Source organism: Acidihalobacter sp., from assembly GCF_037381185.1.
In the GTDB taxonomy this organism is placed as follows: domain Bacteria; phylum Pseudomonadota; class Gammaproteobacteria; order DSM-5130; family Acidihalobacteraceae; genus Acidihalobacter_A.
Map to the genome: position 1 here is coordinate 1 of NZ_JARRQY010000031.1, position 24,641 is coordinate 24,641.

Consider the following 24,641-nt stretch of genomic DNA (forward strand, 5'->3'; position numbering starts at 1 on the left):
GCCCACCGCCGCCGCCTGGAGGCGCTGCTATCTGATCTAGGCCGTTCGTGCATCACCTCAGCCAACGGACAACCGTAGACTGGTTCACATCGAGTTCGTGTGCGATTTCGCGGGTGCTGAGCCCCTGGAGGACTAACTGGTGTGCCAAGGCTCTCAGACCTGCTGTGACGGCTCTGCGGATCTTTGCGGATGCGCGCCCAGCAGCGGCCTGATTCTGCGCCCGCCGTCCGCGCTCGGCTTGTTGCTCAGATGTGTGAGTGCGCGCGATCAGGTTGGCACGGCTCGCAGGAGTTATGTTGCGCCACGTCCAGCGCGCGATGGATTTGGCTGTGGCCCGCACTTCGGAATCCAACAACGGCACTGGGAACTGCGCGTTAATGTCGCTTAGGCGTGCGGTGACCGCTTGTCGCCATACATCGTAGCCGGCCGGTCCCCAGTAGCCTGATATCGCGGTGTAAGCCCATTTTCGCCCGATCTCGAACATGGTGCAGTTTCGGCCCAAGCCCGCGGTGTCGATGTCTTCTGATGCGGTACGATTGGCTGTGGCTCGAAGGTCTAGACTCTGCGCTAGATCTGACAATGAATATGGCACAATATCAGCCGCCACGATCGTTTCCCACGCTTTATGACCAGGCGTTTTTAGCAAGCCGCCGGAATAGCCTGAATCGGCATCGAGTGCTTTGAGCATGGCCCGCTGTACCGCTCGCGCGTATCTCATAGGTTTCGCGCGGCCGATGTCGGTCGAGCAAACTGGGGAGCTCAACCGCCACGCTGCATGAGCGTGTCCATTTTCTGTATTCCTCATCACCAACTGAGGCTGCAGCAGCCCGGCACGTTGCCACGCGTCTACTGCATCCGAGTGGTCAATATCGAAAACCAACCAATGAACCATGCCAGGCGGATTGGGCTGCATGTGGCTCATCTTTACGGCAGTATGCAATGGGCGAATGTGTTGGCCGTACCTTGGATCGTTAGTACAATAAGGCCTCCGGGGAGCAGTTTGGTAAAAGCCAGCAAACCCGTCTAGCAGCTCGTTGCTGAGCTGCGTTCGAGAACCACCACCCTGCGGTTTTCGTTTCCTCTTCTCCAGGCGCGCCAACGCCTGGAGAAGATCGTTACGTTCATCGTCGTCCTGCGCCCATTGTATGGCCCTCTTTAGATTGTCTTCGTTGTGGGGGTTGTATTTCCGTGATCGGAATTTTTTGAACGCACTTAGCCACCGCCCGGCGCCCGTGGGCGTCGGCGTACGCACCGTATGATCTTCGGTTGCGTATGCCGATCACGACGACTGCAGACGAGGACGGCCACGGCCGCGTCTGGCTGGAGTTGGTGAGTCGAGCTGCTCGCTGATGCCGGCAGTCGTCACAACCCCGAATTGCTCGTCGATATAGCTGATTACTTCGGTTCTACGAAACAGCAGCCGGCGACCACCAGCTTTTGCGGTGCGAAGCGGGATCGAGCCGTCCGCGATGCTGCGCCGCAAGGTTTTGGGAGCGATTCGTAAGAGGTCGGCAACCTCTTCTGTGGTGAGTAGATCGGGCAGAGCCTGTATGGCGACGTGATCCATGATGCGATCCCCGTGAGGGGCGATCAGGGATGCAGGCAGATCAGATTAGGTCAGGTTGTGCCTCAGCATCCCCGACCGCGTGACTTCCGGTGCCCGCACAGCCGGCGGGCGCGACAGGTCAGGCGGTCGGGGTGACGCGAGGAGGGTACGTGAGGGGGGGAGGGGATAGACGGCAGGGCGGCAGGACGTTCTGCGATATAGGGCAGCCAGCTCGCCCGATAGGTGCGACGCCGGGCTATTTTCTCCGTTTGGCGAACTGCGTATCGCGATAGGCTGCGGATCATCGGTATGCATACGTACGCTACCGTCCCGATCAGGCCACCGATGCCCACCACCAGCCCGGCCATGCCGCCGGCTAGGGCGACGAACAGCCAAGTCGCGGCGGTTGCTCCGATCAGCCACCATCCCCCGGACGCACGGAATGCAGGGTCGGCGGTCACGTCACGACGCTGCCAGACTCTAGCGTGCGCTGTCCTGGTTGCCTTCGCGTTGATGGTGGTCGCAATGTTCATTATGAGGCCAGTATAACCTTTTGAGGTCTGATTTGTTATATAAGACATTGAATTACAAAACATTATAATGTTTTTCGGTATTTGCTAGGTACCATAAGGCTCAGATCGATATTCGCGGCCATGAACTCACCGTCCGTGGACAATCCATGGACAGACATAGAAGGATATAAAGGGATTTCGTGGACACTACGTGGACACTCGCACTGTCCATGAGGTGAATTTTGGACAAAAAAAGACCACCTGAAAGAGGTGGTCTTTTTCAATAACTCGCTGTATTCCAAGCGCTTATTTGGTGGGCGGTACTAGGATCGAACTAGTGACCCCTGCCGTGTGAAGGCAGTGCTCTACCGCTGAGCTAACCGCCCAGTGAGGCGCGAATATTAGCCGGATATCCGGAAAGCGTCAACGCCGTCGATGGAGAATTGTCGCGCGTCGGTAGGTTCGTTCGAAAAAATAGGATTATAGTGCGAGAGGGCATTCAATAACAACAAGATGGGCAGTCGGGAACAATGCGTTCAACCCTGCGGGCCAAACTGTTTCTATCCCATTTCGCGGCCATCCTGATGGTTTCGGGAAGCGTCGGGACGTATTTCTACTTCAGTGCACGCGATACGGTGCTCAAGGGGCTGCAAGGGCGTTTGAGCAACAGTGCGGCGCTGGTTGGGTGTTCGCTGGATGCGCGCGGACTGGACAGCATCGTGTCGCCGCAGCAGGTCACCGATCCGGTCTATCTCGACTATCTAAGTCGCTTGCGCAAGCTGCGCGCAACCAATCCGGATATCGCGTATCTCTATATCATGCGCCGAGTCGGCGACAAGGTGTATTTCGTTGTCGATTCGGACAGCACCGAGGAGCAGGCCCTGCCGGGTACTGTATACGAGGACGTGGTACCCACATTGCTGGAAGGCTTCGAACACACCTCGGTCGACGATCAGGTTTACAGCGATCAGTGGGGAACCTTTCTTTCCGGCTATGCGCCACTTATTCATGGCGACGGGCGCTATCTGGTCGGCATGGACATGCGCGCCGACGAGGTGAAGCACAAATTCCAGCGCATTGATATTGCCGGAATGGTGTCGCTGGGTTTTTCAGTGATGCTCGCACTATTGTTCTCAGACTATCTTTCGCGCCGCTTGAACCGTCCGGTGGAGCAACTGACCGAGTCGATCGAGGCGATGGGCTACGGCCACACTCCGGCGCCGGTACGGGTTCGCGCAGACGGTGAAATGCGGCGGCTCGTTGACGCCTACAACGACATGGCGAAGCGCCTGGTGGAGAGCCAGACCGAAGTGGAGCATACCCGCCAGAGCCTGGAATTACGGGTCAAGGAACGCACGCGTGAACTGGGCGAGGCCAATGCGCGCCTGCGCGAGCTGGTGGTGACGCATCACACGGCTGCCTTGAACCATGCCCGCGAGGCGCGTACGGACGACCTGACCGGTCTCTATAACCGCCGGGCGATGCTGCGCATGCTCAAGCGGCTTGACGAGGAGGGGCGGCGTCAGGGGGACGCGGCTTATACGCTGGTGTTGATCGACGTGGATATTTTCAAGGAGGTCAACGACACCCATGGGCATGCCGCGGGCGATGCGGTGCTACGTGAATTTTCGCGACGGCTGCGCGCGGTGTTGCGCGGCCAAGACCGCCTGGCGCGCTGGGGAGGCGATGAGTTTCTCGCCGTGCTGACCGCCACGCCGTTCGCGGAAGCCATGGCGATCGCCGAGCGGCTGCGTGCGTCGCTGGCCGACGAACCTATCGTGACGCCGGCGGGACCGCTGACGATCACTCTCAGCATCGGGGTCGCACATGCGCACCCTGGTGAGGATGTAGAGGCCTGCCTGCAGCGGGCCGACAAGCGGCTGTACGCCGCGAAGCAGGCCGGACGCAACCGGGTGGAACCGCAGGGTGAGGATGTCGAGGGTTAGCGGACTACCGTGCGGTGATGACAGTCTGCCAGGGAGACGCTGATATAAGTGAGCGAACGGGATGAGCCGCAAGGCGTACGCAGCGCAGTGAGTAAGACATATCAAGTGGATGGGCGAAGGAGCGTGCAAGGTAGCAGATCGCCCGCGTAGCCATTTAATCAGCGTCTCCCTAAGAGCGTTCGGGTATGTCCCGGGGAAGGTCGCCGGCAGGCAGTTCCAGGCAGACCAGAAAACCGCCGTTCTCGGCGTTCGCGAGCACCAGCTTGCCGCGTAGGCGGCGGGCGATGCCTTCGACAATGGCCAGCCCCAGACCCGCGCCTCCCGAGCGGCTCAGTGTGAACGGCTTGGGTAGTTCGGACAGGCGCTGCGGTGGTATGCCGGGGCCATGATCGCGCACGCATAGCCGGATTTCGTCGTTCCGATGCCGCAGGCTGACCTCGATCGGAGGGGCGCCGTGTTTGGTCGCGTTCTCGAGTAGGTTGCGTAGGGCGCGGGAGATGGCCAGAGGCTGCGTATGGGCGGACAGGGATGCCGGGACGTCGATCTCGACCGGGTAGGCCTGGGGGCCGTCACGGTAGCGCTCCACCGTGTCGCGGACCACGGTGGCAAGATCGACCTGACTGCTCTGCTCTTCCTGGCCTTCGCGGGCGTAGTTCATGAACTGCTCGATGATCGCGTCCATTTCTTGGATGTTGGCGACGATTTCGTCGCAGACGTCCACCGCTTGGGCAGGTATGAATTCCGCTGCGAGTCGTGTGCGCGTGAGTGGCGTGCGCAGATCGTGAGATACGCCGACCAGTACCAGTTCGCGCTCTCGCAATAGGCGTTCCAGGTCTTCCAGCAAGCGGTTGAAACGGGCCGCCAGTTCGCGTACGTCGCGCGGTCCCTGCACGCGCAGTGGACGGGGCAGCTGTCCGTCGCTGAAACGGCTGACGCTGTCGACCAGGCTCTTGAGTGGCCGATTTATCTGGCGCGCCGCAATGACCCCGCCGATCAGGGCGATCGCGATCAGGGCGATGAGCTGGATGTATGGAAGGGGGATGGGGATGTCCTGCTTGGCGGGGATGGCCAGCGTTACCGGGTGCGGGCCGTCCCAGCGCAGCCATAGCAGCTTATGCGTGGGATCGACGGTGATCTCGGCCGACGGGCCGAGCAGCCTGCGCAGTTCGGTGAGAATCGCTTTGAGGGCGGCGTCGTCGGGCGGGTGTCCGGGCAAGGGGGCGATGTCGCCCGGTTCGTAACGCAATCCGAGTTCGGCCAGTCGCGAGGGCAGGGCCGAAGCCCGCGCAGAGGGCTGGGTGGCGGCCAGCGTCAGCAATTGCGCCCAGCGCTGGGCGATGCGGTGCGTATGGGGAGGAAACCCGTAGAAGTGCAGTACGGCGTAGATCGCCAGTTGGCCGAGCAGGAACAGCGTCGCTATGAGTACGACCATGCGCGCGAACAGAGTGTCGGGCCAAAATCTGCGTAACAGTCTGGAGCCGATCATCGCTGAGGGCCTGCGGCATGAGGTTGCCCATCGGGCGCGAAGGCGTAGCCGAGACCCCAGACGGTTTGCAGGTAGCGCGGCCGGCGCGGGTTGTCTTCGAGCACGCGGCGCAGGCGTGAGACCAGTACGTCTATGCCGCGTTCGCCGACGGGCGGATGATCGCCGCCGTGGATCTGGGTCTGCAGACGCTCGCGCGACAGCACCTCGAAGGGGTGGTTCGCCAGCACGTTGAGCAGGGCGAACTCGCCGCTGGTCAGCTCGATGACGCGTTCGTCCTCGTAGAGCCGGCGTTCGTCGAGCGCGAGCCGGAAACGCCCGAAACGAATCTCTCCCGGGGCCGGTGCCGCCGGTGTCGTATGGTCTTCGCTGCGCCGTAGCACAGCGCGGATACGCGCGACCAACTCGCGTGGTTCGAAGGGTTTCGCGAGATAGTCGTCCGCACCGAGTTCCAGGCCGAGTACCTTGTCTGGCAGCTCGCCGCGGGCCGTTAGCATGATAATGGGGCGAGCGAATCCGTTTGCACGCAGGCGCCGGCAGGCGCTCAGGCCATCCTCGTCCGGCATGAGTACGTCGAGCAGCAGCAGGTCGAAATGCTCGCGCTGCAGCAGTCTGTCCATGTGGGCGGTGTTGTCGACGGCGCGGATTTCGAAGCCCTGGCTTTCGAGGTAGCGCTGCAGCATGGCGCGCAGTCTGGGGTCGTCATCGACGATGAGCAGCTTGGACATCGGGCTGTGTATTTCAGTGTTTCATGAACGGGGCGGGTCAGGGAAAACTTATACTACCGGTGGCTTCTCGCGGTGACCAAAGTTTGTGAACAGATATGAACAGGACGATACGCGTTAATACATTGCAACAATTTAGTTCGCCGCAATCGCGGCGCCCGGCCTAGAGTGCACGCATGGACGACATACGAAGAGCGTCGATCGGTTTCATGAGGCTGGGCATGCTTCTCGCCGGCCTGGGCCTCGCTTCGCCCTCTGCATATGCCGGCGGCGATCCTCTTGGTGTGTACGAGGGCCTAAACAATACGTCCGGTAGGTTGATCCAGGCCCCCGCGCAGCCGCTCTCGCCGCTGGGTACGCAACTGCCGTCGGCATGGAGGGGGCGAGCGCTGACGCTTGCCCAGCTCAGTGCCCTGGCGCTACGCAATAATCCGAGCACGCGGGCGGCTTGGGAGAAACTGCGAGCACAGGCCGCGGTTTTGGGGCAGGCCAAGAGCGCATGGTGGCCTACGCTGGATCTGAGCCTGCCGTTGGCGCGGTCACAGTCGACAACCGCTTCCGGTGCGAACGTGCCGCCGCAGAATACGCTCAGGCCGAATCTGACGCTGTCCTGGCTGGTTTGGGATTTTGGTCAGACGAAGGCTTCGGTGGATGCTTCCCAGGCTCAGTTCAACGCTGCGATATTTACCCAGAACGCCTCGGTGCAGTCCGTTTTGTCGGGCGTGCAACAGGCCTATTACCAGCTGCTGGGCGACCGCGCGCTAGTGCAGTCCTATACCGAGGCGCTGGCCTCGTCCAAGGCCGCGTTACAGGCGGCCGAGGCCAAGCGCCGCGCTGGCCAGGCGACCATCGCCGATGTCTATCAGGCGCGGGCCTCGGTCGCTTCCGCACAGGCGGCGCTGGCCGCCGGCAAGCAGACGGTGGCCAGCGACGAAGGTACGCTGGCAAGCGTCGTCGGTCTGCCGTTGGGCACGAAGCTGCAGCTTGTACCGCTGGATCTTGGCATGCCGCCGAAGCTGCGCGCTTCGGTCCAGGCATTGATGCAGCAGGCCCTGCGCGCCAATCCCACGCTGCAGAGCACACGCTCGCAGGTCGACGCGGCGCGTGCCGATCTGCGTGCGGCACAGCGCAGTGCTCTGCCAAGTATTACGTTCGGCGCAACGCAGACCTGGCGCGCGCAGAACGAGCAGTCGCCCAGCCGGCAGTACAGCCTCGCTCTGACGCTGAGCGTGCCGCTGTTCAGCGGTTTCAAGCGCCATTACGAGGAGGCGCAGGCGCGCGCCTCGCTGGCCGAGGCTAAGGCGAATCTGAGGGTCGGGGTGCAGTCCACGCAGTTGAGCGTCTGGCAGGACTATTACGCCTTTCGCAGCGCCACGGCGGCGCTGCCCAGCGCGCGCGCGCAGCTGGACAACGCGCTCAAGGCCCTGGACGCGGTGCAGGCACAGTACAAGGTCGGCCTGGCGACCATGCAGGATCTGCTGTCGGCGCAGGCGACGGTGACTAGCGCTCGCGTGGCGGTGACGCGTGATGCGATCGACAGTTATCAGGCATTGGCGAATCTGAGCGCCGCCATAGGCACGCTGACGCCGCCCGAAGGAGCGATGAATGCGCAATAGAGTGGTATTGGGGCTGTTGCCCTTGCTGGCCGTCGTGCTGTCGGCCTGCGGGCAGCACAACGGCCAGCAACGGGGGGGCCGCGAAGGGCAGGAACTTGCGGTGCAAGTGGTGCGCCCGACGATCGAGACGGTGCCTGTTACCACCATGGCCGCGGGAACCATGAGCAGTCCGCACAGCGTGACGATCGCCGCGCAGGTCACCGCCCGGTTGGACAAAGTCTGGGTGCACTCCGGGCAGATGGTGAGCAAGGGACAGCGGCTGTTCTCACTGGACTCCGCCTCCTATCGTGCAGCACTGCTCGAGGCTGAGGCCAAACTCAAGGGCGACGAGGCGCAGGCGCGTTATTCCGCGGGGCAGGTGGAGTCGCTCAAACCGCTGGTGGCCAAGCAGTACGTGACGCGTCAGACCTATGATCAGGCGGTCGCCACGGCGCAGGCCGACAGGGCGCAGGTCGAGCAGGACCGTGCGGCGATCGAGACCGCCAAACTGAATCTGGCGTACACGACGCTGCGCGCACCAATTGCCGGACGCTTGGGCGTGATCGCGCTGCAGCCGGGAAACATGGTGCAGGCGAACTCGACGGATCTGGTGACGCTCAAGCAGATGTCGCCGCTGCTGGTGAACTTCGCGCTGCCGCAGTCGATGCTGTCGCAGGTGCTGGCCCTGCCGAAAAGTGGCAACAAGGGTTCGTTGGAGGTGCTGCACGAGGATGCGACTCAGGTCATCGGCAAGGGACACCTCACCGTGGTGGACAATGGTGTGAGTTCCAGCACGGGAACGATTTCCCTGCAGGGCCAGGTGGATAACGCGAACGGTAAGCTCTGGCCAGGGCAGTTCGTGACGGTGCGCCTGCGCTTGGGATCGTTGCAGGACGCGCTGGTGGTGCCGGGCGGCGCGGTGCAGCCGGGGCAGGACGGCAATTTCGTTTATCTGGTCAAAAGCGGCAAGGCGGTGGTGCAGCCGGTGACGGTGGCGCTGACAACTGCGGACAAGGCCGTGATCGGCAAGGGTGTGAAAAGCGGCGATGAAGTGATCTATCCGCTGCCGGCACGCATCCGGCCGAACGCGCCAGTCAGGGTGCTGCAGGCGGACGGGCAGGGCAGCGCCAGCGGAGCTGGTAACAAGCCGAATGGAGCCGCCAGGCCATGAATCTGGCCGAACCGTTCATCCGCCGCCCGGTCGCGACCACGGTTCTGACCATGGCGCTGGTGCTGTTCGGCGTGTTCGCAGTACGTGGACTGCCGGTGGCGCTGCTGCCTTCCGTGTCGTTTCCCACGATCATGGTGTCCGCCTCGCTGTCCGGCGCTAGTGCGCAGACCATGGCTTCGGCGGTGGCCTCCCCGCTGGAGAAGCAGTTTTCCAGCATCCCCGGCCTGCTGTCGATGAATTCGACCAGCAGCACGGGCAGCACGCGCATCACGCTGCAGTTCGATCTGAGCCGCAACATCGACGCGGCGACGCAGGACGTGCAGGCCGCAGTAAATCTGGCGACGCGGTTTCTGCCTTCGACCATGACCTCGACACCGACCGTGCGGCAGCAAAATCCGTCGGCGAGTCCGATCCTGTTCATCGGCCTGTCGGCGCCGAACATGCCGCTGTACAAACTGGACGACTACGCCGAGAACCGTCTGGCGACGAAACTGTCCGGCGTGCAAGGCGTTTCCAACGTACTGGTGTTCGGCGGCCAGACCTATGCCGTGCGCCTGTATCTGAATCCCTACAAGCTGCAGGCGCGCGGCATTTCGCTCACCGACGTGAGCGATGCGGTGGGGTCGCAGAACGTCAACCTCCCGCAGGGCACGCTGCAGGGCAGCGCGCGCAACTACAGCCTCAACGTCGACGGCCAGTTGGGCGACGCCAAGGCCTTCAATCATATGGTGCTGGCCTACAGCAACGGCGCCGCGGTGACGCTGAACCAGGTAGGCCATGCCGTCGACGGCGCGCAGCAGAACACGAGAGCGACCTGGATCAACAAGCAGCGCGGCATCGTGCTCGCCGTGGTGCGCGAGCCGAACAGCAACACGGTGCAGGTCGTCGATCGCATCCGCGCGCTGCTGCCGGGCCTGGAACGGGCACTGCCGGCCGGGGCTCAGCTACATATCCTCTATGACAAGTCGACCTACGTGCGCGCGGCGGTCGAGGAAGTGGCAATGACGTTGGTGCTGGCTAGCTTGCTGGTGGCTGGCGTGATCTGGCTGTTTCTCGGCGAGCGTCGCCAGACGCTGGTTGCGGTGCTTGCGATTCCGGTCTCGATCCTGGGTACCTTCGTTGTCATGCATGTGCTGGGCTACAGCCTGAACGTGTTGAGCCTGCTTGCGCTGACGTTGTCGGTGGGCTTCGTGGTCGACGATGCGGTGGTCATGCTGGAGAACATCGCACGGCATCGCGAGGCTGGTGAATCTCCGCTGCAGGCAGCGCTGGCCGGCAGCCGGGAGATCGGATTCACCATTCTTTCCATGACCTTGTCGCTGGCGGCTGTGTTCCTGCCGCTCATCTTCATGGGCGGGCTGCTCGGGAGGCTGTTCCTGCAGTTCGGCGTGACCATCGCTGTAGTGATTCTGTTTTCCGGCGTGGTCGCGTTGAGCCTGACGCCCATGCTGCTGTCGCGCCTGCGTGCAGCGCCTGCCGGGGCCGAGAAGCAGGTGCGGGTCTCACGTTTCCAGCGCGGCTTCGAAGCGTTGACGCGCGGCTACGTGCGCAGCCTAGTCTGGTCGCTGCGCCATCGCCGTCTGGTACTCGCGGCGGCGGCACTCAGTCTGGTCGCGGCATTCGGTTTGTTCGGGAAGTTGGAGAAAGGCTTCATCCCCAATGGCGACAGCGGCATGGTGTTCGCCAACCTGCAGTATCCGGAAGGTATCAGTTTCGAGCAGCTCAAGCGCGAACAGCAGCAGATCGCCGACGCCGTGCTCAAGACTCCGGGAGTTGAGAACATCATGTCCAACGCCGGGCAGGGCGGAGGCGGTTTCGGCGGCAGCAACATCGGTCGCATCATCATCCATCTGAAACCGGCCGGCGAGCGCGGCAGCGTGGCTAAGATCATCGCTAGGCTGCGCCGCGAAATGCAGGCATATCCGACGGTGCGGGCCTTTTTCATGGAATTGCCGGCGATCCAATTCGGCGCGATGAGCAGCAACGCGAACTATCAGTTCGTACTGCAGGGACCCGACGAGGCGAGCCTGGAGAAGGCCGTCAAGGCATTCCTGCCCAAGCTGAGGCAGGTGCCCGGGCTGGTGGGGGTGAATTCCAGCCTGCAGCTCAGTAATCCGGAGATCAGGATCAACATTCTGCGCGACCGCGCCGCCGCGCTCGGCGTTACGCCGAAGAACCTGGAGAAGACGCTGAATCTGGCCTACGGCGGAGCCAACATCGGCACGATATACGGCGCGACGGATCAGTACGAAATCATTGCCGAGCTGGAGTCACGTTTCCAGACAGACATGGCGGCGCTGCAGGCGCTTACCGTGCCGGGCAACGGCAGCACGCTGGTGCCGCTGGGATCGATCACCCGCATGGGCTACGGCATCGGCCCGCTGAGCATCGAGCACTACGGACAGTTCCCCTCGATCACCGTATCGTTCAATCTCGATGGTTCGCGTTCACTGGAGCAGGTCACGCAGGCGGTTGAATCGCTGGCTCAGCGTACGCTGCCGGCGGGCGTGAGCGGGCAGTTCGCCGGTTCGGCGCAGTTCTTCAAGCAATCGCTGGTGACCCTGCCCCTGATGCTGCTGGCCACCATCCTGGTGATCTACGTGATCCTGGCCATTCTCTACGAGAACTTCGTGCATCCGCTGACCATTCTGACTGCGCTGCCGTTGGCCGGATTCGGTGCGTTGCTGTCGCTCTACCTGTTTCGCCAGCCGCTCGATGTGTTCAGCTTCGTCGGTATCATCATGCTGGTGGGGCTGGTCAAAAAGAACGGCATCATCATGATCGACTTCGCCATCGAGCGCCGACGCGAAGGTTTGGACGCGCAGGCGGCCATCGAAGAAGCCTGCCGGGTGCGTTTCCGTCCAATCATGATGACCACGGCGGCGGCGATACTCGGTACGCTGCCGATCGCGTTGGGTCTCGGTGGCGATGCCAGTTCCCGCATGCCGCTCGGTATCGCCGTGGTCGGCGGTTTGCTGTTCTCGCAGTTACTGACGCTGTATGTGACGCCGGCGTTCTACGTCAGTGCGGAACGCTGGTTCGGGCGGCGGGCGCAGAGCGAAGTGAACGAGGCCGGGGGACAGTGATAGTGAAGCCACTCCGAACGCAGGATGGGCGGCGTTCGGAGTGGTAATCGCACTGCCTCCACTGATGAAGTAGGCACTCGGTAGTCCACTGTCTGCCGATCCCGGGGAGGTGCATCCCGCTCAGCCAAGCGAGGCCGGCGCGTTGGGCGACATGTCCAGCGGGTAGGTCGCCAGCGCCCGGTGCAGACTGATCAGGTCGCCGGCGAGTTTTTTGAGAGCCGCGTCGTTCAGTGAGCTGCCGCTTTGGGTCAGTGATGTGATGGCCGCCGTCAGATCGTGCTCGGCAGCGTCCAGCGGCGGCGTCAGGAACGGATCGCTGAAGTCCGAGTCGGCCCGGTCGAGCGCGCGCAGGGCGGTTGCCCGATCCGGTTTGCGCAGGGCATTTTCGGCCTGTTTCAGGGCTTTTCGCGCTTTTTCGGAGGCAGGGGTCTTGGGGAGGTCGTCCAAGGCGTAGAAAAGCTTGGGAAACAGCGGTAGTACCTGCTTGTTGTCCTCGAAGTCCATCAGCGAACGCACGGCATTGAGCATGGCGTGGAATTCGGCTGCAGGCATGCGCGAGCGGAGCAGAACGAGCATCGTACGGGTCTTGTCCAGGTTGTCGGCGACTCTGGCGGTGGAGCCGTCGTGCAGCGCAGAGCGCGCACTCTCGACGTCGGCCAGCGCCTGCGCTGCGTATACCTGCATTTGGTTGAGTGCGGCCACGCCGGGTTTCAAAGGCGCTGCGGGAGCCGCCTGTGCGTGGGTGGCGAGGCTGAAGAGGAAAATCAGCATCAGGCGGACAATGGAGGTTTTCGAAAACATGGCTGTGCAGTGCTCCTGTGAAGCGTTGGGCGTCTCAGGTGTTGCCGTTGCCTTTGCGGTCGCGGACGAACAGATAGACCAGCAGGCCGAGGAAGAGTGCGGCGGCGGCGGTGATGAGCCAGGGTCTGAATTGGCGAACGAGTGCTAACGCGGTGTTGGCGTGTTCGCTCAACGTATAGGCGGCGATGGCCCAGAAGCCGATCCACAGTGCGCAGCCGAGGGCGTTGGCGAGTGCGAAACGCGTCCATGGCATGTCGATGATGCCGGCCACGGGACCGTTGAGTTGGCGCAGGCCGTCGAAGAACGGAGCGATGATCACGACCGGCACGCCCCAGCGGCGGTAGAGCTGCCGCAGGCGGCGTAGGTGATGGCGGTTGATCAGGCGGGTACGCAGCAGCAGCCGGTGACCTCCGAAACTGCCGATGCGGTAGCCCAGGTTGTAGCCGGCCAGCGCCCCGCCCATGGCGCTGAGAACAACCGCGGGCAGGTCCATCTCGCCGCGCCCGGCGAGCAGCGATGCGGCGATCAGTAGGGTAAGCCCCGGTGCCGGTATGCCGATGCCCTCCACGAACAGGCCAACGACCACGGCGGCGTAGCCGTATTGGCGCAAATAGGGTTCGGCGACGATCAGGGCATGATTTAGAATGTCCATGTTGGCGTGATTCTACCAGCGCCGGCACGGAGGCGGTGCCGTATGCGCCGGCTTCACCCGCTCTGATCGCGTGCCGCCGCGGGCGTAAGCCAACTGCGGCCATCGCGTGCGGTCAGCATTTCGGCCGTTTCCGGTCCCCAGCTGCCGGCCTGATAGTTCGGGAAATCGCTCGGTGGCGTGGCTTCCCATACGTCCAGCACCGGCTGTACGAGGCTCCAGGCCGCTTCGACCTGATCAGCGCGCATGAACAGACTGGCGTCTCCGACCAACACCTCGTAGAGCAGCGTTTCGTAGGCGCTGGGGCTGCTGCCGCGAAAGCCGTCGGCATAGTTGAAGACAAGATCGGCCGGACGCAGGCGCAACTGCATGCCGGGTTCCTTGACCATGAAGCGCAGGCGGATTGCTTCGTCGGGTTGGATCTGCAGGGTCAGCCGCACGGGCTGATTCTCCTGGTCTGCCCAGACTGGGAAGGCATGGTGCGGCACGGGCTTGAAACGTATGGAAATCTCCGAAATCTTGGCGGGCATGCGTTTGCCGGTGCGCAGGTAGAACGGCACGTCCTGCCAGCGCCAGTTGTCGATGTGCAGCTTCAAAGCCGCGTAGGTTTCGGTTTCCGAGTCGTCGGCGACCTTGGGTTCCTGACGGTATCCGGGCACCGACTGACCTGAAATCCAACCGGCTCCGTACTGGCCTCGGGCGGCGTATTCATGGACGCGGTCTGGCGTGATCGGGCGCAGGGCGTGCATGACGTCCATTTTGCGGTTGCGGATGTCGTTGGCGTCGTAGGCGACCGGAGGTTCCATGGCGACCAGGCAGAGCAGCTGCATGAGGTGGTTCTGCAGCATGTCGCGCAAGGCCCCGGAGCCTTCGTAGTAGCCGGCGCGATTTTCGACACCCAGCGACTCGGCGACGGTGATGGCGACGTGATCGATGTAGCTGCGGTTCCAGACCGGCTCGAACAGCGGGTTGGCGAAGCGCAGGGCGAGGATGTTCTGCACCGTCTCCTTGCCCAGGAAATGGTCGATGCGGAAAATCTGTTCCTCGACGAAGTGCTGGGTCAGGCTTCCATTGATTTCGCGGAACGATGCGAGATCGTGACCGAGCGGTTTTTCGACCACGAGACGGGCGTGTTCGCGCGCTTCGCCCAATCCGGCCTGTCCCAGGCGCACGGAGATCGGGGCGAACAGCGCGGGCGGCGTGGCGAGATAGAACACACGCTCGGCCTGATCGCCGAACTCCCGTTCGTATCCCTGTAGTTGCTCGTCTATGCGCTGGTAGGTCTCGTGTTCGAGAAAATCGCCGCGCAGGTAGTCGACGTGTTCGCAAAAGGCCTTCCATTGCTCAGGCGTCTCGCTGTCGAAGTGTTCGCCAAGATGGGCGCAGAACTCCTCGCGTCCATACTCGAGCCGATCGACGCCGAGCAGGCGGAAGCCCTCGGAGAGGTGACTCTTGCGGAACAGGGCGAACAGCGCCGGCACCACGAGGCGCCAGACGAGATCTCCGCCCGCGCCGAACAGCACCAGTGTGAAGGGGTTGCGGACCGGTTGCGTTTTCATGACTTCGTTGCCTGTGCCCACTGCGTGTGGAAGCTGCCTCCTCGATCGAGGCGCTCGTAGGTGTGCGAGCCGAAATAGTCGCGCTGGGCCTGGATCAGGTTGGCCGGCAGGCGCGCGCTGCGCAGCGCGTCGTAGTAGGCCAGGGCCGAACTCATTGCCGGCGATGGGATACCGGCGGTGGCCGCTGCCGCGACAGCTTTGCGTAGGCTGCTCTGCAACTCGCCGATCCGTGAACCCAGCGCCGGATCGAATAGCGGGTTTTGAAGCTCGGGCTGGCGCTCGTAGGCGGCGCTGAGGTCATCGAGCAGTGCGGCGCGAATGATGCAGCCGCCGCGCCAAATGCGTGCCACCGTGCCGCAGTGCAGGCCGTAGTCGTATTCGGCGTTGGCCGCGGCGATCAGGTGCATGCCCTGGGCATAGGTCAGGAGCATAGCCGCTTCCAGGGCGCCCTCGAGCGCCTGCGGCAGACCGGCCTCCGTGAGGGCCGTTTGTTCTTCGCCGGGCCGGGGTCCGGGGAGAACTTCGGCGCCGCTCTGGCGCAGGTCGTAGAAGTTCGACAGGCCGCGTGCGGTGACGGCGGCGTCGATGGTCGGCGTGGGGATAGCAAGCGCCAGAGCGGCTTCGGTGGTCCAACGTCCGGTGCCTTTCTGACGCGCAGCATCGCGAATGCGTTCGAGCAGGTGGCCGCCGTCTGCGTCCTGTTGGACGAGAATGTCGGCGGTGATTTCGATCAGGTAGCCGGACAGGTGGCGCTCGCTCCACGCGGCGAAATGGTCGCGAATTTCCTCCAGGGGCAGCGCGAGTCCGCGCGAAAGCACGTCATAGGTTTCGGCGATGAGCTGCATCAGCCCGTATTCGATGCCGTTGTGCACCATTTTTACGAAGTGTCCGGAGCCGCCCGAGCCGATCCATGCGACGCACGGCGCTCCATCCCCGGCATGCGCGGCAGCCGGCTCCAGCAGAGGCCGGATCCGCTCCCAGGCTGCAGTGTCGCCGCCCGGCATCATGCTGGGACCGTGGCGGGCGCCTTCCTCACCTCCGGAGACGCCCATGCCGATGAAGTGCAGGCCGCGCTCGGCCAGGCGCCGCTGGCGGCGTTCGCTGTCCGGGTAGTGGGAGTTGCCGCCATCGATGACGATGTCCCCTTCGCCCAGATGAGGGACGAGGTTATCGAGGGCGCTGTCGACGACGTTGGCGGGCACCAGCAGGATCATCACTCGCGGGCTCTTTAACGCGCTTACGAACGCTTCCACCTCTGCGCTGGCTGCAGTTTCGGCGCCGTCGATGTCACCCAGCTCGGACGTTCCTCGTCGGTCGAAGGCCTGGCCTTTGGCGGAGTCGGGGTCGTATCCGGCGACGCTGCGCCCGCGGCTGGCGATATTGAGCCCCAGGTTGGCGCCCATGACCCCCAGGCCAACAATTCCCAGATCGTAGTGTGCGTGTTGCATACGTCCTCCTTCCTTGGATGATCGGTGGGGATACACTGAACGAAGGGCAGTGCAGCGCTTCGTGCGTCTTGCAACCCCCCGGATAGCTGTTTCGCTGAATGTCGCGCCCGGCTTGCAAAGCGTCAGGGCTACACCGGAGTGGGCCCTGACGCGGTGCTATTTACCCTTGGGAATGGTGATCGTGGTGTACAGCGGCGTTTTCTCACGCAGTATCAGCACGGGGATGGGGCGTCCGGTCGGGGCATTGTGCACCTGTTTGGCAAGCTGCGCGGCATCGTCGATCTGGATGTGGCCGAACTGCAGGATGACGTCGCCCGGCTCCAGTCCGCTCTGGGCGGCGATGCCGTTTGGATCGATGCCGCTGATCAGGACGCCGTGTTTGCCAACGCCGAGTTGCTTGCGCTGATCGGCGGTAAGGTTTTCGAGGATGATGCCGAGGCGTCCACCCTTGTCGGCGTGTTCGGAGGACCGGGCCTGTTTCGAAGCCTTGGGCTCCTTGAGCGCGGCGATGGTGACGTCCAAGGTGAGGCGTTTGCCGTTGCGCAGTATGACCACCGGCACGCTGGTACCGACCGGGGTGGAGCCGACCAGCGGGGGCAGGTCGCCGGAACGCCCGATAGTGCTGCCGTTGAATTTGAGGATGATATCACCGGCCTGGAGTCCGGCCTTGGATGCCGGGCTATGGGGCTCGACCTGGGCGATCAGTGCGCCCTCCGGCTGCTGCAGACCGAAGGACTGCGCGAGGCTCTGGTTCATGTCCTGGACCATCACGCCGAGCCAGCCGTAGCTGACCTTGCCGTGCGCTTTGATCTGCGCGACGACGTCTTTGACGATGTTGATCGGGATGGCGAAGGACAGTCCCATGAAACCGCCGGAATTGGTGTATATCTGCGAGTTCACGCCGATGACTTGGCCCTTGAGGTCAAGCAGAGGACCACCGGAGTTGCCGGGGTTGACGGCGGCGTCGGTCTGGATGAAAGGTACGTAGTTTTCATTGGGCAGGTTGCGCGACAACGCGCTGATGATGCCCTGGGTGGCGCTGTAGTCGAAACCGAACGGGTTGCCGATGGCGAGTATCCATTGTCCGACCTTGAGTTTGCTAGAGTCGCCGAGGGACAGCGTGGGCAAGCCCTTGGCATCGATTTTCAGTAGGGCGAGGTCGGTCCGCTTGTCCATGCCGATGACTTTGGCCGAGTATTCGTGGCGGTCGAGCAGGCGCACTTTGAGTTCAGTGTCGCCGACTACGACGTGGCGGTTGGTCACGATGTAGCCGTCGGATGAGATGATGAAGCCCGAGCCGAGAATCCGCTCCTTGCTCTGCGGCTGCTGGCTGTTGGGTCCCTGCTGGTCGAAGAAGTGCTTGAAGAACTGCCGGAACGGGCTGTCGGGCGGCAGGTTTGGCATGATTTGGCTGGCCGCGGAGCCGTTGTTGATGGTGCGCACGCCGGTGATGCTGACCACAGCCGGTGCGGCGTGTTCGACCAGCTTGCTGAAGTTCGGCAGGCTGCTCAGGGCGGCCGCGCTTTGGGAACTGCTTTGAGTCTGCGCCGGCTGCTGGGAATTCTGGTCGTCGCTTTTGGCGCAGGCCTGGGTGGCGAGAGCGAGCAAGGTGACCAGGCTCAGCGCAGCCCAGCGTCGGCTGAGTCGGGAAAGTGCGTGCGTCATAAAACGGATTCCATAACTGATAGTTGGATGGCTCGGCCGGCGGCGCGGGGCGCGAATGAGTCTAGCAAGTTAGGACTGTGCGCAAGCCGTCCGAGTTCCTGTCGCGCATGAACAGGTCTTGAGCATAGCGCATCGGAGGGGGCCGCTTTAAGCCGGGTTTAGTGCGGTTTACGTGGTTTTACGCGGGTTCTGTCGGTTTCGGGCCGACGTGACAATCTCGAGTCCGGTGTCTGGGGGGCGTTTTGTACCTGTGGTTCGAGAGGGTGGAGAATTCTATATTCCTTATCATGATGATGAAAATTGGACGCTTGATTGGGAAATCGAAAAATGTCGGATCGAGGTTTTGAAGTGAATCGCTTGCCGATGGCATTGGCCGTGTTTCTGCTGTTTGCGTGCCCTGTTCCGCAGGCGGCTGCCGTAGCCCCGATCCACGGTTGGCGGATGCAGGCCGATTCGGGGTGGAACAGGGCAAAAGGCAGTTGGCGGTTGGCGCATGCAGAGGAGCGTTATTCGTTGGTGACGCCTGTCGCTGACGTCAGTCCGGTCGCACGCGGTCCGGTGCCCGAGGCTTCGATGGAGCAACACATTTCAGCGTTGGAACACGAAGACTCGATACTCGAAGCGCAGCGGCGCTGGCTGTTGACGTTGGTAGCCGGAGGTATCCTTCTTCTGCTGAGCATCACGCTGTTTTTGCTGCGTCAGCGCCGGGACAACCGGCGGCTGGCCCTGATCAACGCCGAACTGCAGAAAACCCGGCGCGATCAGCAGGCGATACTCGAGGCGTTGCCGGATGCGTTGTTCGAAACCGGGCGCGACGGGGATTGCCATGACTACAGGTCGGTGCGGCGCGACGGCCGGTATCACGACGTGAGGAATTTGAATGACTATCTGCCGCGAGCGACGGCCGAGAGATGCATGGCGGCGCTGTGCGAGGCAGAAGAAACAGGCCGGTCCGTCGGGGTGCGAATCCAGCGGCCGCTGCCCAGCGGTCGCGAGTGGTTTGAACTGTCGGTTGCCCGCAAGCGCGTTCCTCCGGGGGAGCCTCCGCGTTTTGTGGTGCTGTCTCGGAATATCACGGCGAGTAAATTGGCCGAAGACCGTCTCGATGCCAGCGAACAGGCCTTCCGTGCATTGGTCGAGCATTCGCCGGACGCCATCGTCCGTTACGATCTGTCGTGTCGGCTGGTCTACCTGAATCCAGCCATGCTGAGGCTAATCGGGCATCCCGAGGCGGAATTGCTGGGCAGGACACCGGCAGATGGGTATTCGCCGGTGGTCGATGTGAATCGCTACATGGAAAGGATCAGGCACGCCGCGACGACCGGGAAGGAGCAGAGCCATGACGACGTCGTCTATCGGGCGTCGACTGGCGATATCCGCTGGCACCATCTGCGTATCGTGCCGGAGCTGGGCGCTGACGGTGCGGTGAGCAGCGTGCTCGCCATCGCCCGGGATATACACGAACTTAAGGAAAACGAACTGCGTTTCCGTACGCTGAGCGAGAATCTGCCGAATTTTCTGGCCCGGTTCGACCACGAATGTCGTTTCATCTATGCGAATCCGGTCGTCGAGCACGCGTTCCAGATGCCGGCCGAAAGCCTCATTGGCAAGCGCCAGATGGAACTGGATCAGCGCGGACCCGAGGGACAGGCCGAGGCATTGGAGGAATGCATTCGCAAAGCGTTTGCCACCGGTGAGGCCAATGAATGTGAGGCGCGTTGGCGGACGCCGGATGGGACCGAGGTGTTCGAAATCCGCCATGTCCCTGAACGGGATACCAGCGGCAGAATCGTCAGCGTGCTGGGGATTGCACATACTATTACGCGTCTGAGGCTTGCCGAGCAGGCCCTGCGAGCCAGCGAGCGGGAATTCCGCACGCTGGCGGAGAACGCGCCCGACATCATCATCCGCTACGACCTGGAATGCCGAAGGGTTTACGTCAATCCCGCCTATGAAGAGAAGGCTTCTATGCAACGTGAAAGCGTGTCCAACGTCGCCGTTGGAGATCTGTGGAGTGCTGGAGTTAGCATGTCCGCCGAGGTGTACGAAGCGTATCTGCGGACGGTGATAGAGACGGGCGAACCTGCCGATATCGTCCTCAGTATCGGTGGTGATGAAGCGGGCCAGGGGGTGGCGGGGAACAAGAGCTATTATTCAGTGCACATCGTGGCGGAACGTGATGCGCAGGGGCAGGTCAGCGGCGCGCTTGCCGTCGGACACGATATTACCGATCTGACCAAAGCCAAGCAGCGCTTGGAAGAGTCGCAGCGCCAGTTGCGTGAAATGAGTGCTTTGCGCGATCGGGCACGGGATGAAGAGCGAAACTCCATTGCCCATGAAGTCCATGATGAACTCGGGCAGGTGCTGACGGCCATGAAGCTGGGCATTTCCACCCTGCGAATGGTGCCCGGCGGCGATGCGCCTGTGCTGGGCGAGCGTATCGCCAAGCTGTTGGAGCTTTCCGATCGGAGTATCCAGGTCGTGCGCGATGTCGCTTACCGCTTGCGGCCGGCTGCTCTGGAGGTCGGTGTAGTACCTGCGTTGGAATGGCTGGGAGAGGAATTTACGCGCAACAGCGGTATTCCGTGCCGTCTTGAAGCGCAGGACGGCAAGCCGCCGCTGAGCGAAGAGCAGGCCATGGTGTTGTTCCGGGCTGTTCAGGAAGGGCTGACGAACGTGGCGCGTCACGCCGGCGCTCAGCGCGTCGACATCAAACTGAGCTGGGCTGATAGTCTATGTAGGCTGCAGTTGTCCGATGATGGGCGGGGATTCGATCCCGAAGCGGTGGGGCGAAAATCGTTCGGGTTGTTGGGCATCCGAGAGCGGGCAAGGCGCATCGGTGGAGAGGTCGTCATCGGCAGTAGGCCCGGTCGAGGATCCCGTATCGATCTGAAATTGCCGTGCGGCGACCTCGATAGCCTGCCTTCGGATACGAGCGAAAGAGGACATTCATGATCAGGCTGTTGATTGCTGACGATCACAAACTCATGCGCGAGGGCTTGAAGCAGCTGTTCGCGCTGTTCAGTGACTTGACGGTGGCGGGCGAAGCTGCGGACGGAGCGGAGCTGATGGACCGGCTGCGTGCCGCCGAGGCCGATCTCGTCCTGCTCGACATGAGCATGCCAGGCATCAGCGGCGGCGATCTTATCGTCCGGGTGAAAGCCCACTTCCCGGCTTTGCCCATTTTGGTCGTAAGCATGCACGATCAGCCTTTGATCGCGCAGCGTGCGTTGCGCGCCGGCGCCAATGGTTACGTCAGCAAGGATGCCGAGCCCGAGACCCTGTTAACGGCGGTACGCAAGGTGGCCGCCGGGGGCCGCTTCATCGACCCCGTCGTAGCGCAAAGTATGGCTTTCGAAGCCAGTGGGCTGACACCCGCACCGGACCACGGGCGGCTCTCCGAACGAGAGCTTCAGGTCTTGCGTCTGTTGGCGCAGGGCAAGAGTGTCAACGAGATCGCTGCCGAACTGTGCATCAGCAGCAAGACGGTGAGCACGCACAAGGCGCGGATGATGGAAAAAATGGGTTTCCGGAACAATGCCGATCTGATGCGTTACGCCCTCGACGAGGGATTGATCGACTGAGCGCGTCCGGCGCTGTGTAAGGATATCCCTACCCAAGAATCAGCCTGATACCAATACCGCTGCAGGAGCGGTTCTCGCATTCTTGTCCCTGAGGTGCATAGCAGCGTCACGCAGGGGTATTGGTTCATGTTGGTTTTCAGCGTAGTTGGCGGAATCGATCCATCTGGCGTGGCTGTGGTGCGGCTCTGCGCAGCGCCGGGGCGGCAGTGGCTATGATCCGCCTTCTGATCGCGGACGATCATCTCCTCGTGCGGGAAAGCCTCAAGCATCTGTGCGCCGTGTACGGGGGGCTGCTTCCTGTAGGTGAGGCGGCCAACGGCGTCGAGGTCATGGAACTGCTGAGTGCGCTGGAGGTCGATCTGGTGCTGATGGATATGAACATGCCAGATCTTTCCGGCGAGAAGTTGATCGCCCGCATTCGCGCCCTGTATCCCGAATTGCCCATTCTTGTCTTCAGTCTTCTCAACCACCCTGCGGTGGCGCGTCGTGCCCTGCGGGCCGGGGCCAATGGGTTCCTGGTTAAGGGCGGCGATCCGGATACCCTGGTGGACGTGTTGCACCGGGTGGCCGCCGGAGAACGCTTCCTCGACTCCTCCGTTGCAGAGCCCGCACTCGATTTGCGGTAGCGCTGTACGACACCGGCGCGTGTTCGCCGTCTCCGATTCCGCGGAATCTTTCGCCTTTGGTCTTGGCGTTTTCCCCATCCCGTCGGACTTCTCCTGGATGCCGTTTTTGTGTGTGCGAGCCTGCGCGGCGACACCGTGTAGGTCTGGGACTACAAGCCGGCTGCAAATTCCTACAGGCAAATCGTCCCCAGCCGATCGCTGAAATAACTGTCTCAGTTCAATCTTGAGAACAACGGGAACGCAGTGCTCTGCAAGCCTGGAGTACCGAGGCTCCGGAGTATTTCGGCAGAACCAGTGACAGGACGGGACATGAACCACGAAGCGAAAAGGGAATCGATTGCCCGCGCGAACGGGCCCGGCGCCGAAGTTTCAGCCGGGCCTCTGATCATGGCTCTGGCTGGGGCGGGTGCGACGATTTTCGTCGGTAATGCTGAAGGTCTCGCCTGGGCGCTGGCAGCAGCGCTGCTTGTCGGCGGCATTGTCCTGGGATGGTCTCTGATGCGTCGGTTTGGCCGCAGATGGGATTCCCTGGTGGCTTCGTTACAGGAAGCCGGTGACGCTGAAGGGCGCGATATCGCCGGCTCCAACGAAAGCCTGGCGCGGCTCATGAAACCCGTTCTGCCCATTTGGGCGGGACAGCTCGAGATTGTGCGGGGACACACCGAAGAGTCGGTTACCGCGCTCGCTGATCGTTTCGCGCAGTTGTCCCAGCGCATCTCCGACACGATAGCCGCCTCCGACACGGATGGGCAGGAGCAGTTGGTGGAGTTGCTGGACGGCACCGAGGCTGAGCTGAACCAGATCGTGTCCTCGTTGCGAACCGCGCTCGACGAGAAGGAGCGGATGGTCCGCGAGATCGGCGCCCTGGCTGATTTGACCGAGGACCTCAAGCACATGGCGAATAGCGTGGGGAAGCTCGCTGATCAGACGAATTTGCTGGCCTTGAACGCCGCCATCGAAGCGGCACGCGCCGGCGATGCGGGGCGTGGGTTCGCCGTGGTGGCGGATGAAGTCCGCAAGCTCTCGGCGCTTTCCGGTGAAACGGGCAAGAACATCGGCGAAACGGTGACTTCGGTCAACAACGCCATCGCCAACACGATGCAGGTCTCCCGCGAATTCGCCGAACGCGACGGGGTGATGGTGAGTGAATCCGAACAGGTGATCCGTCGCATTCTGGAGCGTTTCCATGCTGCCGCCGAGAGCGCTTCGGCATCGGCTGAAACGCTGCGCCGAGACAGCCGGTCGGTGAGGGACGAGATTGCGCAAGTGCTGGTCTCCCTCCAGTTTCAGGACCGGGTAAGCCAGATCCTGGGTCATGTGCAAGGAGACCTCGGGAAGCTTCAGAGTCATCTCGACGAGCGACTTGCCGCGATCACCGCCGGGCTGAGAGTTGAACCGATCGACGTGGACGTTTGGCTGGAAGAACTCGCTTGTACGTACACCACTCCGGAGCAGCATGCCCTTCATGGCGGCGAGTCCACGAAGAAATTGCAGGACACGGAGTCAGATATCACCTTTTTTTGAGGAAGGACAGAGACATGGCGAAAAATATCATGATAGTCGACGACTCCGCATCGCTGCGGCAGGTCGTGGCCATCGCCCTAAAAAGCGCCGGCTACGAAGTCATCGAAGCGTGCGACGGTAAGGACGCGTTGAGCAAGCTGGACGGCCGCAAGCTGCATCTGGTCATCAGCGACGTGAACATGCCGAACATGGACGGCATCAGTTTCGTGAAGCAGATGAAGAGCATGGCAGCGTACAAGTTCGCCCCGGTGATCATGCTCACCACCGAAACCGGTGACGACAAGAAGGCGGCTGGCCGGGCGGCGGGTGTGAAAGCCTGGGTCGCCAAGCCGTTCCGTCCGGAGCAGATGCTCGACGCCGTTTCCAAATTGATCCTGCCTTGAGGAGCTTGTGATGGATATCCGCGAAAAGATCGAGGGGAGCACCTGTCGGCTGGAATTCGAAGGCGATCTGACGGTGTATGAAGTCGCCGAGGTCAAACCGACTCTGATCGAGGCACTGAAAAAGCATGACGCCGTCGAATGCTGTCTCGATGGCGTGGGAGAGATCGACACGGCGGGGATGCAACTGCTGATCATGGCCAGGTTGGAGGCGACGACCGAGGGCAAGAGGCTTTGCTTCGGCGAACTCAATCCCGTAGTTGCGGAAATCGTCGATTTGTTCGGTCTGGCCGGATTCTTCGAGGAATCCGGTAACGCTCCGCAACTGCAATCCGCTTGAC

The 24,641-nt window shown here is 62.3% G+C and carries 20 protein-coding genes and 1 tRNA gene; 10 read left to right on the forward strand and 11 right to left on the reverse strand.

Annotated elements, in window-relative coordinates; all coding sequences use genetic code 11:
- Positions 1 to 52 precede the first annotated feature (52 nt).
- The 3 genes from P8014_RS11495 to P8014_RS11505 all read right to left on the reverse strand — a co-directional run bounded on the left by P8014_RS11495 (position 53) and on the right by P8014_RS11505 (position 2,444).
- Positions 53 to 1,252, reverse strand: a complete 1,200-nt coding sequence (locus P8014_RS11495; RefSeq protein ID WP_337817468.1) for a replication initiation protein — start codon at positions 1,250 to 1,252, stop codon at positions 53 to 55.
- Positions 1,253 to 1,279: 27 nt separating this feature from the next.
- Entirely contained in the window at positions 1,280 to 1,567 is a 288-nt protein-coding gene (locus tag P8014_RS11500) for a helix-turn-helix domain-containing protein (protein WP_337817469.1), read from the reverse strand.
- Between the two features lie 802 nt (positions 1,568 to 2,369).
- Positions 2,370 to 2,444, reverse strand: a tRNA-Val gene (locus P8014_RS11505).
- 144 nt (positions 2,445 to 2,588) lie between these two features.
- On the opposite strand from P8014_RS11505, the gene P8014_RS11510 reads away from it, so the two are divergent.
- Positions 2,589 to 4,004 (forward strand): diguanylate cyclase, encoded by a 1,416-nt coding sequence (locus tag P8014_RS11510; RefSeq protein WP_337817470.1) that lies wholly within the window; start codon positions 2,589 to 2,591, stop codon positions 4,002 to 4,004.
- A 169-nt stretch (positions 4,005 to 4,173) separates the two neighbouring features.
- On the opposite strand, the gene P8014_RS11515 is transcribed toward P8014_RS11510, so the two are convergent.
- Together P8014_RS11515 and P8014_RS11520 are read right to left on the reverse strand one after the other, a co-directional pair.
- A complete protein-coding gene (locus P8014_RS11515) occupies positions 4,174 to 5,490 on the reverse strand; it encodes an ATP-binding protein (RefSeq protein ID WP_337817471.1) in 1,317 nt (438 codons plus the stop codon).
- Positions 5,487 to 6,215, reverse strand: a complete 729-nt coding sequence (locus P8014_RS11520) for a response regulator (protein ID WP_337817472.1) — start codon at positions 6,213 to 6,215, stop codon at positions 5,487 to 5,489. Before P8014_RS11520 ends, P8014_RS11515 begins: the two co-directional genes overlap by 4 nt.
- A gap of 173 nt (positions 6,216 to 6,388) precedes the next feature.
- Between P8014_RS11520 and P8014_RS11525 the strand changes: the two genes are divergently transcribed.
- Genes P8014_RS11525 through P8014_RS11535 form a run of 3 tightly spaced genes read left to right on the forward strand, consistent with a single transcriptional unit; the run spans position 6,389 to position 12,064 of the window.
- Complete coding sequence (locus P8014_RS11525) at positions 6,389 to 7,828, forward strand: TolC family protein (protein WP_337817473.1); 1,440 nt, start codon at positions 6,389 to 6,391, stop codon at positions 7,826 to 7,828.
- The gene (locus tag P8014_RS11530) at positions 7,818 to 8,978 is read left to right on the forward strand and encodes an efflux RND transporter periplasmic adaptor subunit (protein ID WP_337817474.1); all 1,161 of its coding nucleotides are present in this window, start codon (positions 7,818 to 7,820) and stop codon (positions 8,976 to 8,978) included. Before P8014_RS11525 ends, P8014_RS11530 begins: the two co-directional genes overlap by 11 nt.
- Positions 8,975 to 12,064, forward strand: coding sequence for an efflux RND transporter permease subunit (locus tag P8014_RS11535; RefSeq protein WP_337817475.1), 3,090 nt, complete (start codon positions 8,975 to 8,977; stop codon positions 12,062 to 12,064). Before P8014_RS11530 ends, P8014_RS11535 begins: the two co-directional genes overlap by 4 nt.
- Positions 12,065 to 12,184: 120 nt before the next feature.
- On the opposite strand, the gene P8014_RS11540 is transcribed toward P8014_RS11535, so the two are convergent.
- From P8014_RS11540 to P8014_RS11565, 6 genes are all read right to left on the reverse strand, one after another.
- The gene (locus P8014_RS11540) at positions 12,185 to 12,865 is read right to left on the reverse strand and encodes a YfdX family protein (RefSeq protein WP_337817476.1); all 681 of its coding nucleotides are present in this window, start codon (positions 12,863 to 12,865) and stop codon (positions 12,185 to 12,187) included.
- Between the two features lie 34 nt (positions 12,866 to 12,899).
- Entirely contained in the window at positions 12,900 to 13,517 is a 618-nt protein-coding gene (locus P8014_RS11545) for a DedA family protein (protein WP_337817477.1), read from the reverse strand.
- Between the two features lie 53 nt (positions 13,518 to 13,570).
- Entirely contained in the window at positions 13,571 to 15,073 is a 1,503-nt protein-coding gene (gene zwf, locus P8014_RS11550; RefSeq protein ID WP_337817478.1) for a glucose-6-phosphate dehydrogenase, read from the reverse strand.
- The gene (gndA, locus tag P8014_RS11555; protein WP_337817479.1) at positions 15,070 to 16,521 is read right to left on the reverse strand and encodes an NADP-dependent phosphogluconate dehydrogenase; all 1,452 of its coding nucleotides are present in this window, start codon (positions 16,519 to 16,521) and stop codon (positions 15,070 to 15,072) included. The genes zwf and gndA overlap by 4 nt, the downstream gene beginning before the upstream one ends.
- 156 nt (positions 16,522 to 16,677) lie before the next feature.
- A complete protein-coding gene (locus tag P8014_RS11560; RefSeq protein WP_337817480.1) occupies positions 16,678 to 18,186 on the reverse strand; it encodes a DegQ family serine endoprotease in 1,509 nt (502 codons plus the stop codon).
- A gap of 588 nt (positions 18,187 to 18,774) precedes the next feature.
- On the reverse strand, positions 18,775 to 19,014 hold the full coding sequence (locus P8014_RS11565) for a hypothetical protein (protein WP_337817481.1): 240 nt from the start codon (positions 19,012 to 19,014) through the stop codon (positions 18,775 to 18,777).
- A gap of 87 nt (positions 19,015 to 19,101) precedes the next feature.
- Between P8014_RS11565 and P8014_RS11570 the strand changes: the two genes are divergently transcribed.
- The 6 genes from P8014_RS11570 to P8014_RS11595 all read left to right on the forward strand — a co-directional run bounded on the left by P8014_RS11570 (position 19,102) and on the right by P8014_RS11595 (position 24,640).
- Entirely contained in the window at positions 19,102 to 21,141 is a 2,040-nt protein-coding gene (locus P8014_RS11570; protein WP_337817482.1) for a PAS domain-containing protein, read from the forward strand.
- A complete protein-coding gene (locus P8014_RS11575) occupies positions 21,138 to 21,770 on the forward strand; it encodes a response regulator transcription factor (protein WP_337817483.1) in 633 nt (210 codons plus the stop codon). The genes P8014_RS11570 and P8014_RS11575 overlap by 4 nt, the downstream gene beginning before the upstream one ends.
- Before the next feature lie 212 nt (positions 21,771 to 21,982).
- A complete protein-coding gene (locus P8014_RS11580; RefSeq protein ID WP_337817484.1) occupies positions 21,983 to 22,396 on the forward strand; it encodes a response regulator transcription factor in 414 nt (137 codons plus the stop codon).
- 309 nt (positions 22,397 to 22,705) lie between these two features.
- The gene (locus P8014_RS11585) at positions 22,706 to 23,920 is read left to right on the forward strand and encodes a methyl-accepting chemotaxis protein (RefSeq protein ID WP_337817485.1); all 1,215 of its coding nucleotides are present in this window, start codon (positions 22,706 to 22,708) and stop codon (positions 23,918 to 23,920) included.
- Positions 23,921 to 23,934: 14 nt separating this feature from the next.
- A complete protein-coding gene (locus P8014_RS11590) occupies positions 23,935 to 24,303 on the forward strand; it encodes a response regulator (RefSeq protein ID WP_337817486.1) in 369 nt (122 codons plus the stop codon).
- Between the two features lie 10 nt (positions 24,304 to 24,313).
- Positions 24,314 to 24,640 (forward strand): STAS domain-containing protein, encoded by a 327-nt coding sequence (locus P8014_RS11595; RefSeq protein WP_337817487.1) that lies wholly within the window; start codon positions 24,314 to 24,316, stop codon positions 24,638 to 24,640.
- Position 24,641 lies beyond the last annotated feature (1 nt).

Bases quoted from the DNA above. Each gene is read 5' to 3' on its own strand.
- P8014_RS11500 (WP_337817469.1), bottom strand. From the start codon at position 1,567: ATGGATCACGTCGCCATACAGGCTCTGCCCGATCTACTCACCACAGAA.
- P8014_RS11510 (WP_337817470.1), top strand. From the start codon at position 2,589: ATGCGTTCAACCCTGCGGGCCAAACTGTTTCTATCCCATTTCGCGGCC.
- P8014_RS11515 (WP_337817471.1), bottom strand. From the start codon at position 5,490: ATGATCGGCTCCAGACTGTTACGCAGATTTTGGCCCGACACTCTGTTC.
- P8014_RS11520 (WP_337817472.1), bottom strand. From the start codon at position 6,215: ATGTCCAAGCTGCTCATCGTCGATGACGACCCCAGACTGCGCGCCATG.
- P8014_RS11525 (WP_337817473.1), top strand. From the start codon at position 6,389: ATGGACGACATACGAAGAGCGTCGATCGGTTTCATGAGGCTGGGCATG.
- P8014_RS11530 (WP_337817474.1), top strand. From the start codon at position 7,818: ATGCGCAATAGAGTGGTATTGGGGCTGTTGCCCTTGCTGGCCGTCGTG.
- P8014_RS11535 (WP_337817475.1), top strand. From the start codon at position 8,975: ATGAATCTGGCCGAACCGTTCATCCGCCGCCCGGTCGCGACCACGGTT.
- P8014_RS11540 (WP_337817476.1), bottom strand. From the start codon at position 12,865: ATGTTTTCGAAAACCTCCATTGTCCGCCTGATGCTGATTTTCCTCTTC.
- P8014_RS11545 (WP_337817477.1), bottom strand. From the start codon at position 13,517: ATGGACATTCTAAATCATGCCCTGATCGTCGCCGAACCCTATTTGCGC.
- zwf (WP_337817478.1), bottom strand. From the start codon at position 15,073: ATGAAAACGCAACCGGTCCGCAACCCCTTCACACTGGTGCTGTTCGGC.
- gndA (WP_337817479.1), bottom strand. From the start codon at position 16,521: ATGCAACACGCACACTACGATCTGGGAATTGTTGGCCTGGGGGTCATG.
- P8014_RS11560 (WP_337817480.1), bottom strand. From the start codon at position 18,186: ATGACGCACGCACTTTCCCGACTCAGCCGACGCTGGGCTGCGCTGAGC.
- P8014_RS11565 (WP_337817481.1), bottom strand. From the start codon at position 19,014: ATGGCAATCCCCGTCGCGCCCGGTTTCGAACAACGCATCCGGCAACGC.
- P8014_RS11570 (WP_337817482.1), top strand. From the start codon at position 19,102: ATGGCGGCGCTGTGCGAGGCAGAAGAAACAGGCCGGTCCGTCGGGGTG.
- P8014_RS11575 (WP_337817483.1), top strand. From the start codon at position 21,138: ATGATCAGGCTGTTGATTGCTGACGATCACAAACTCATGCGCGAGGGC.
- P8014_RS11580 (WP_337817484.1), top strand. From the start codon at position 21,983: ATGATCCGCCTTCTGATCGCGGACGATCATCTCCTCGTGCGGGAAAGC.
- P8014_RS11585 (WP_337817485.1), top strand. From the start codon at position 22,706: ATGAACCACGAAGCGAAAAGGGAATCGATTGCCCGCGCGAACGGGCCC.
- P8014_RS11590 (WP_337817486.1), top strand. From the start codon at position 23,935: ATGGCGAAAAATATCATGATAGTCGACGACTCCGCATCGCTGCGGCAG.
- P8014_RS11595 (WP_337817487.1), top strand. From the start codon at position 24,314: ATGGATATCCGCGAAAAGATCGAGGGGAGCACCTGTCGGCTGGAATTC.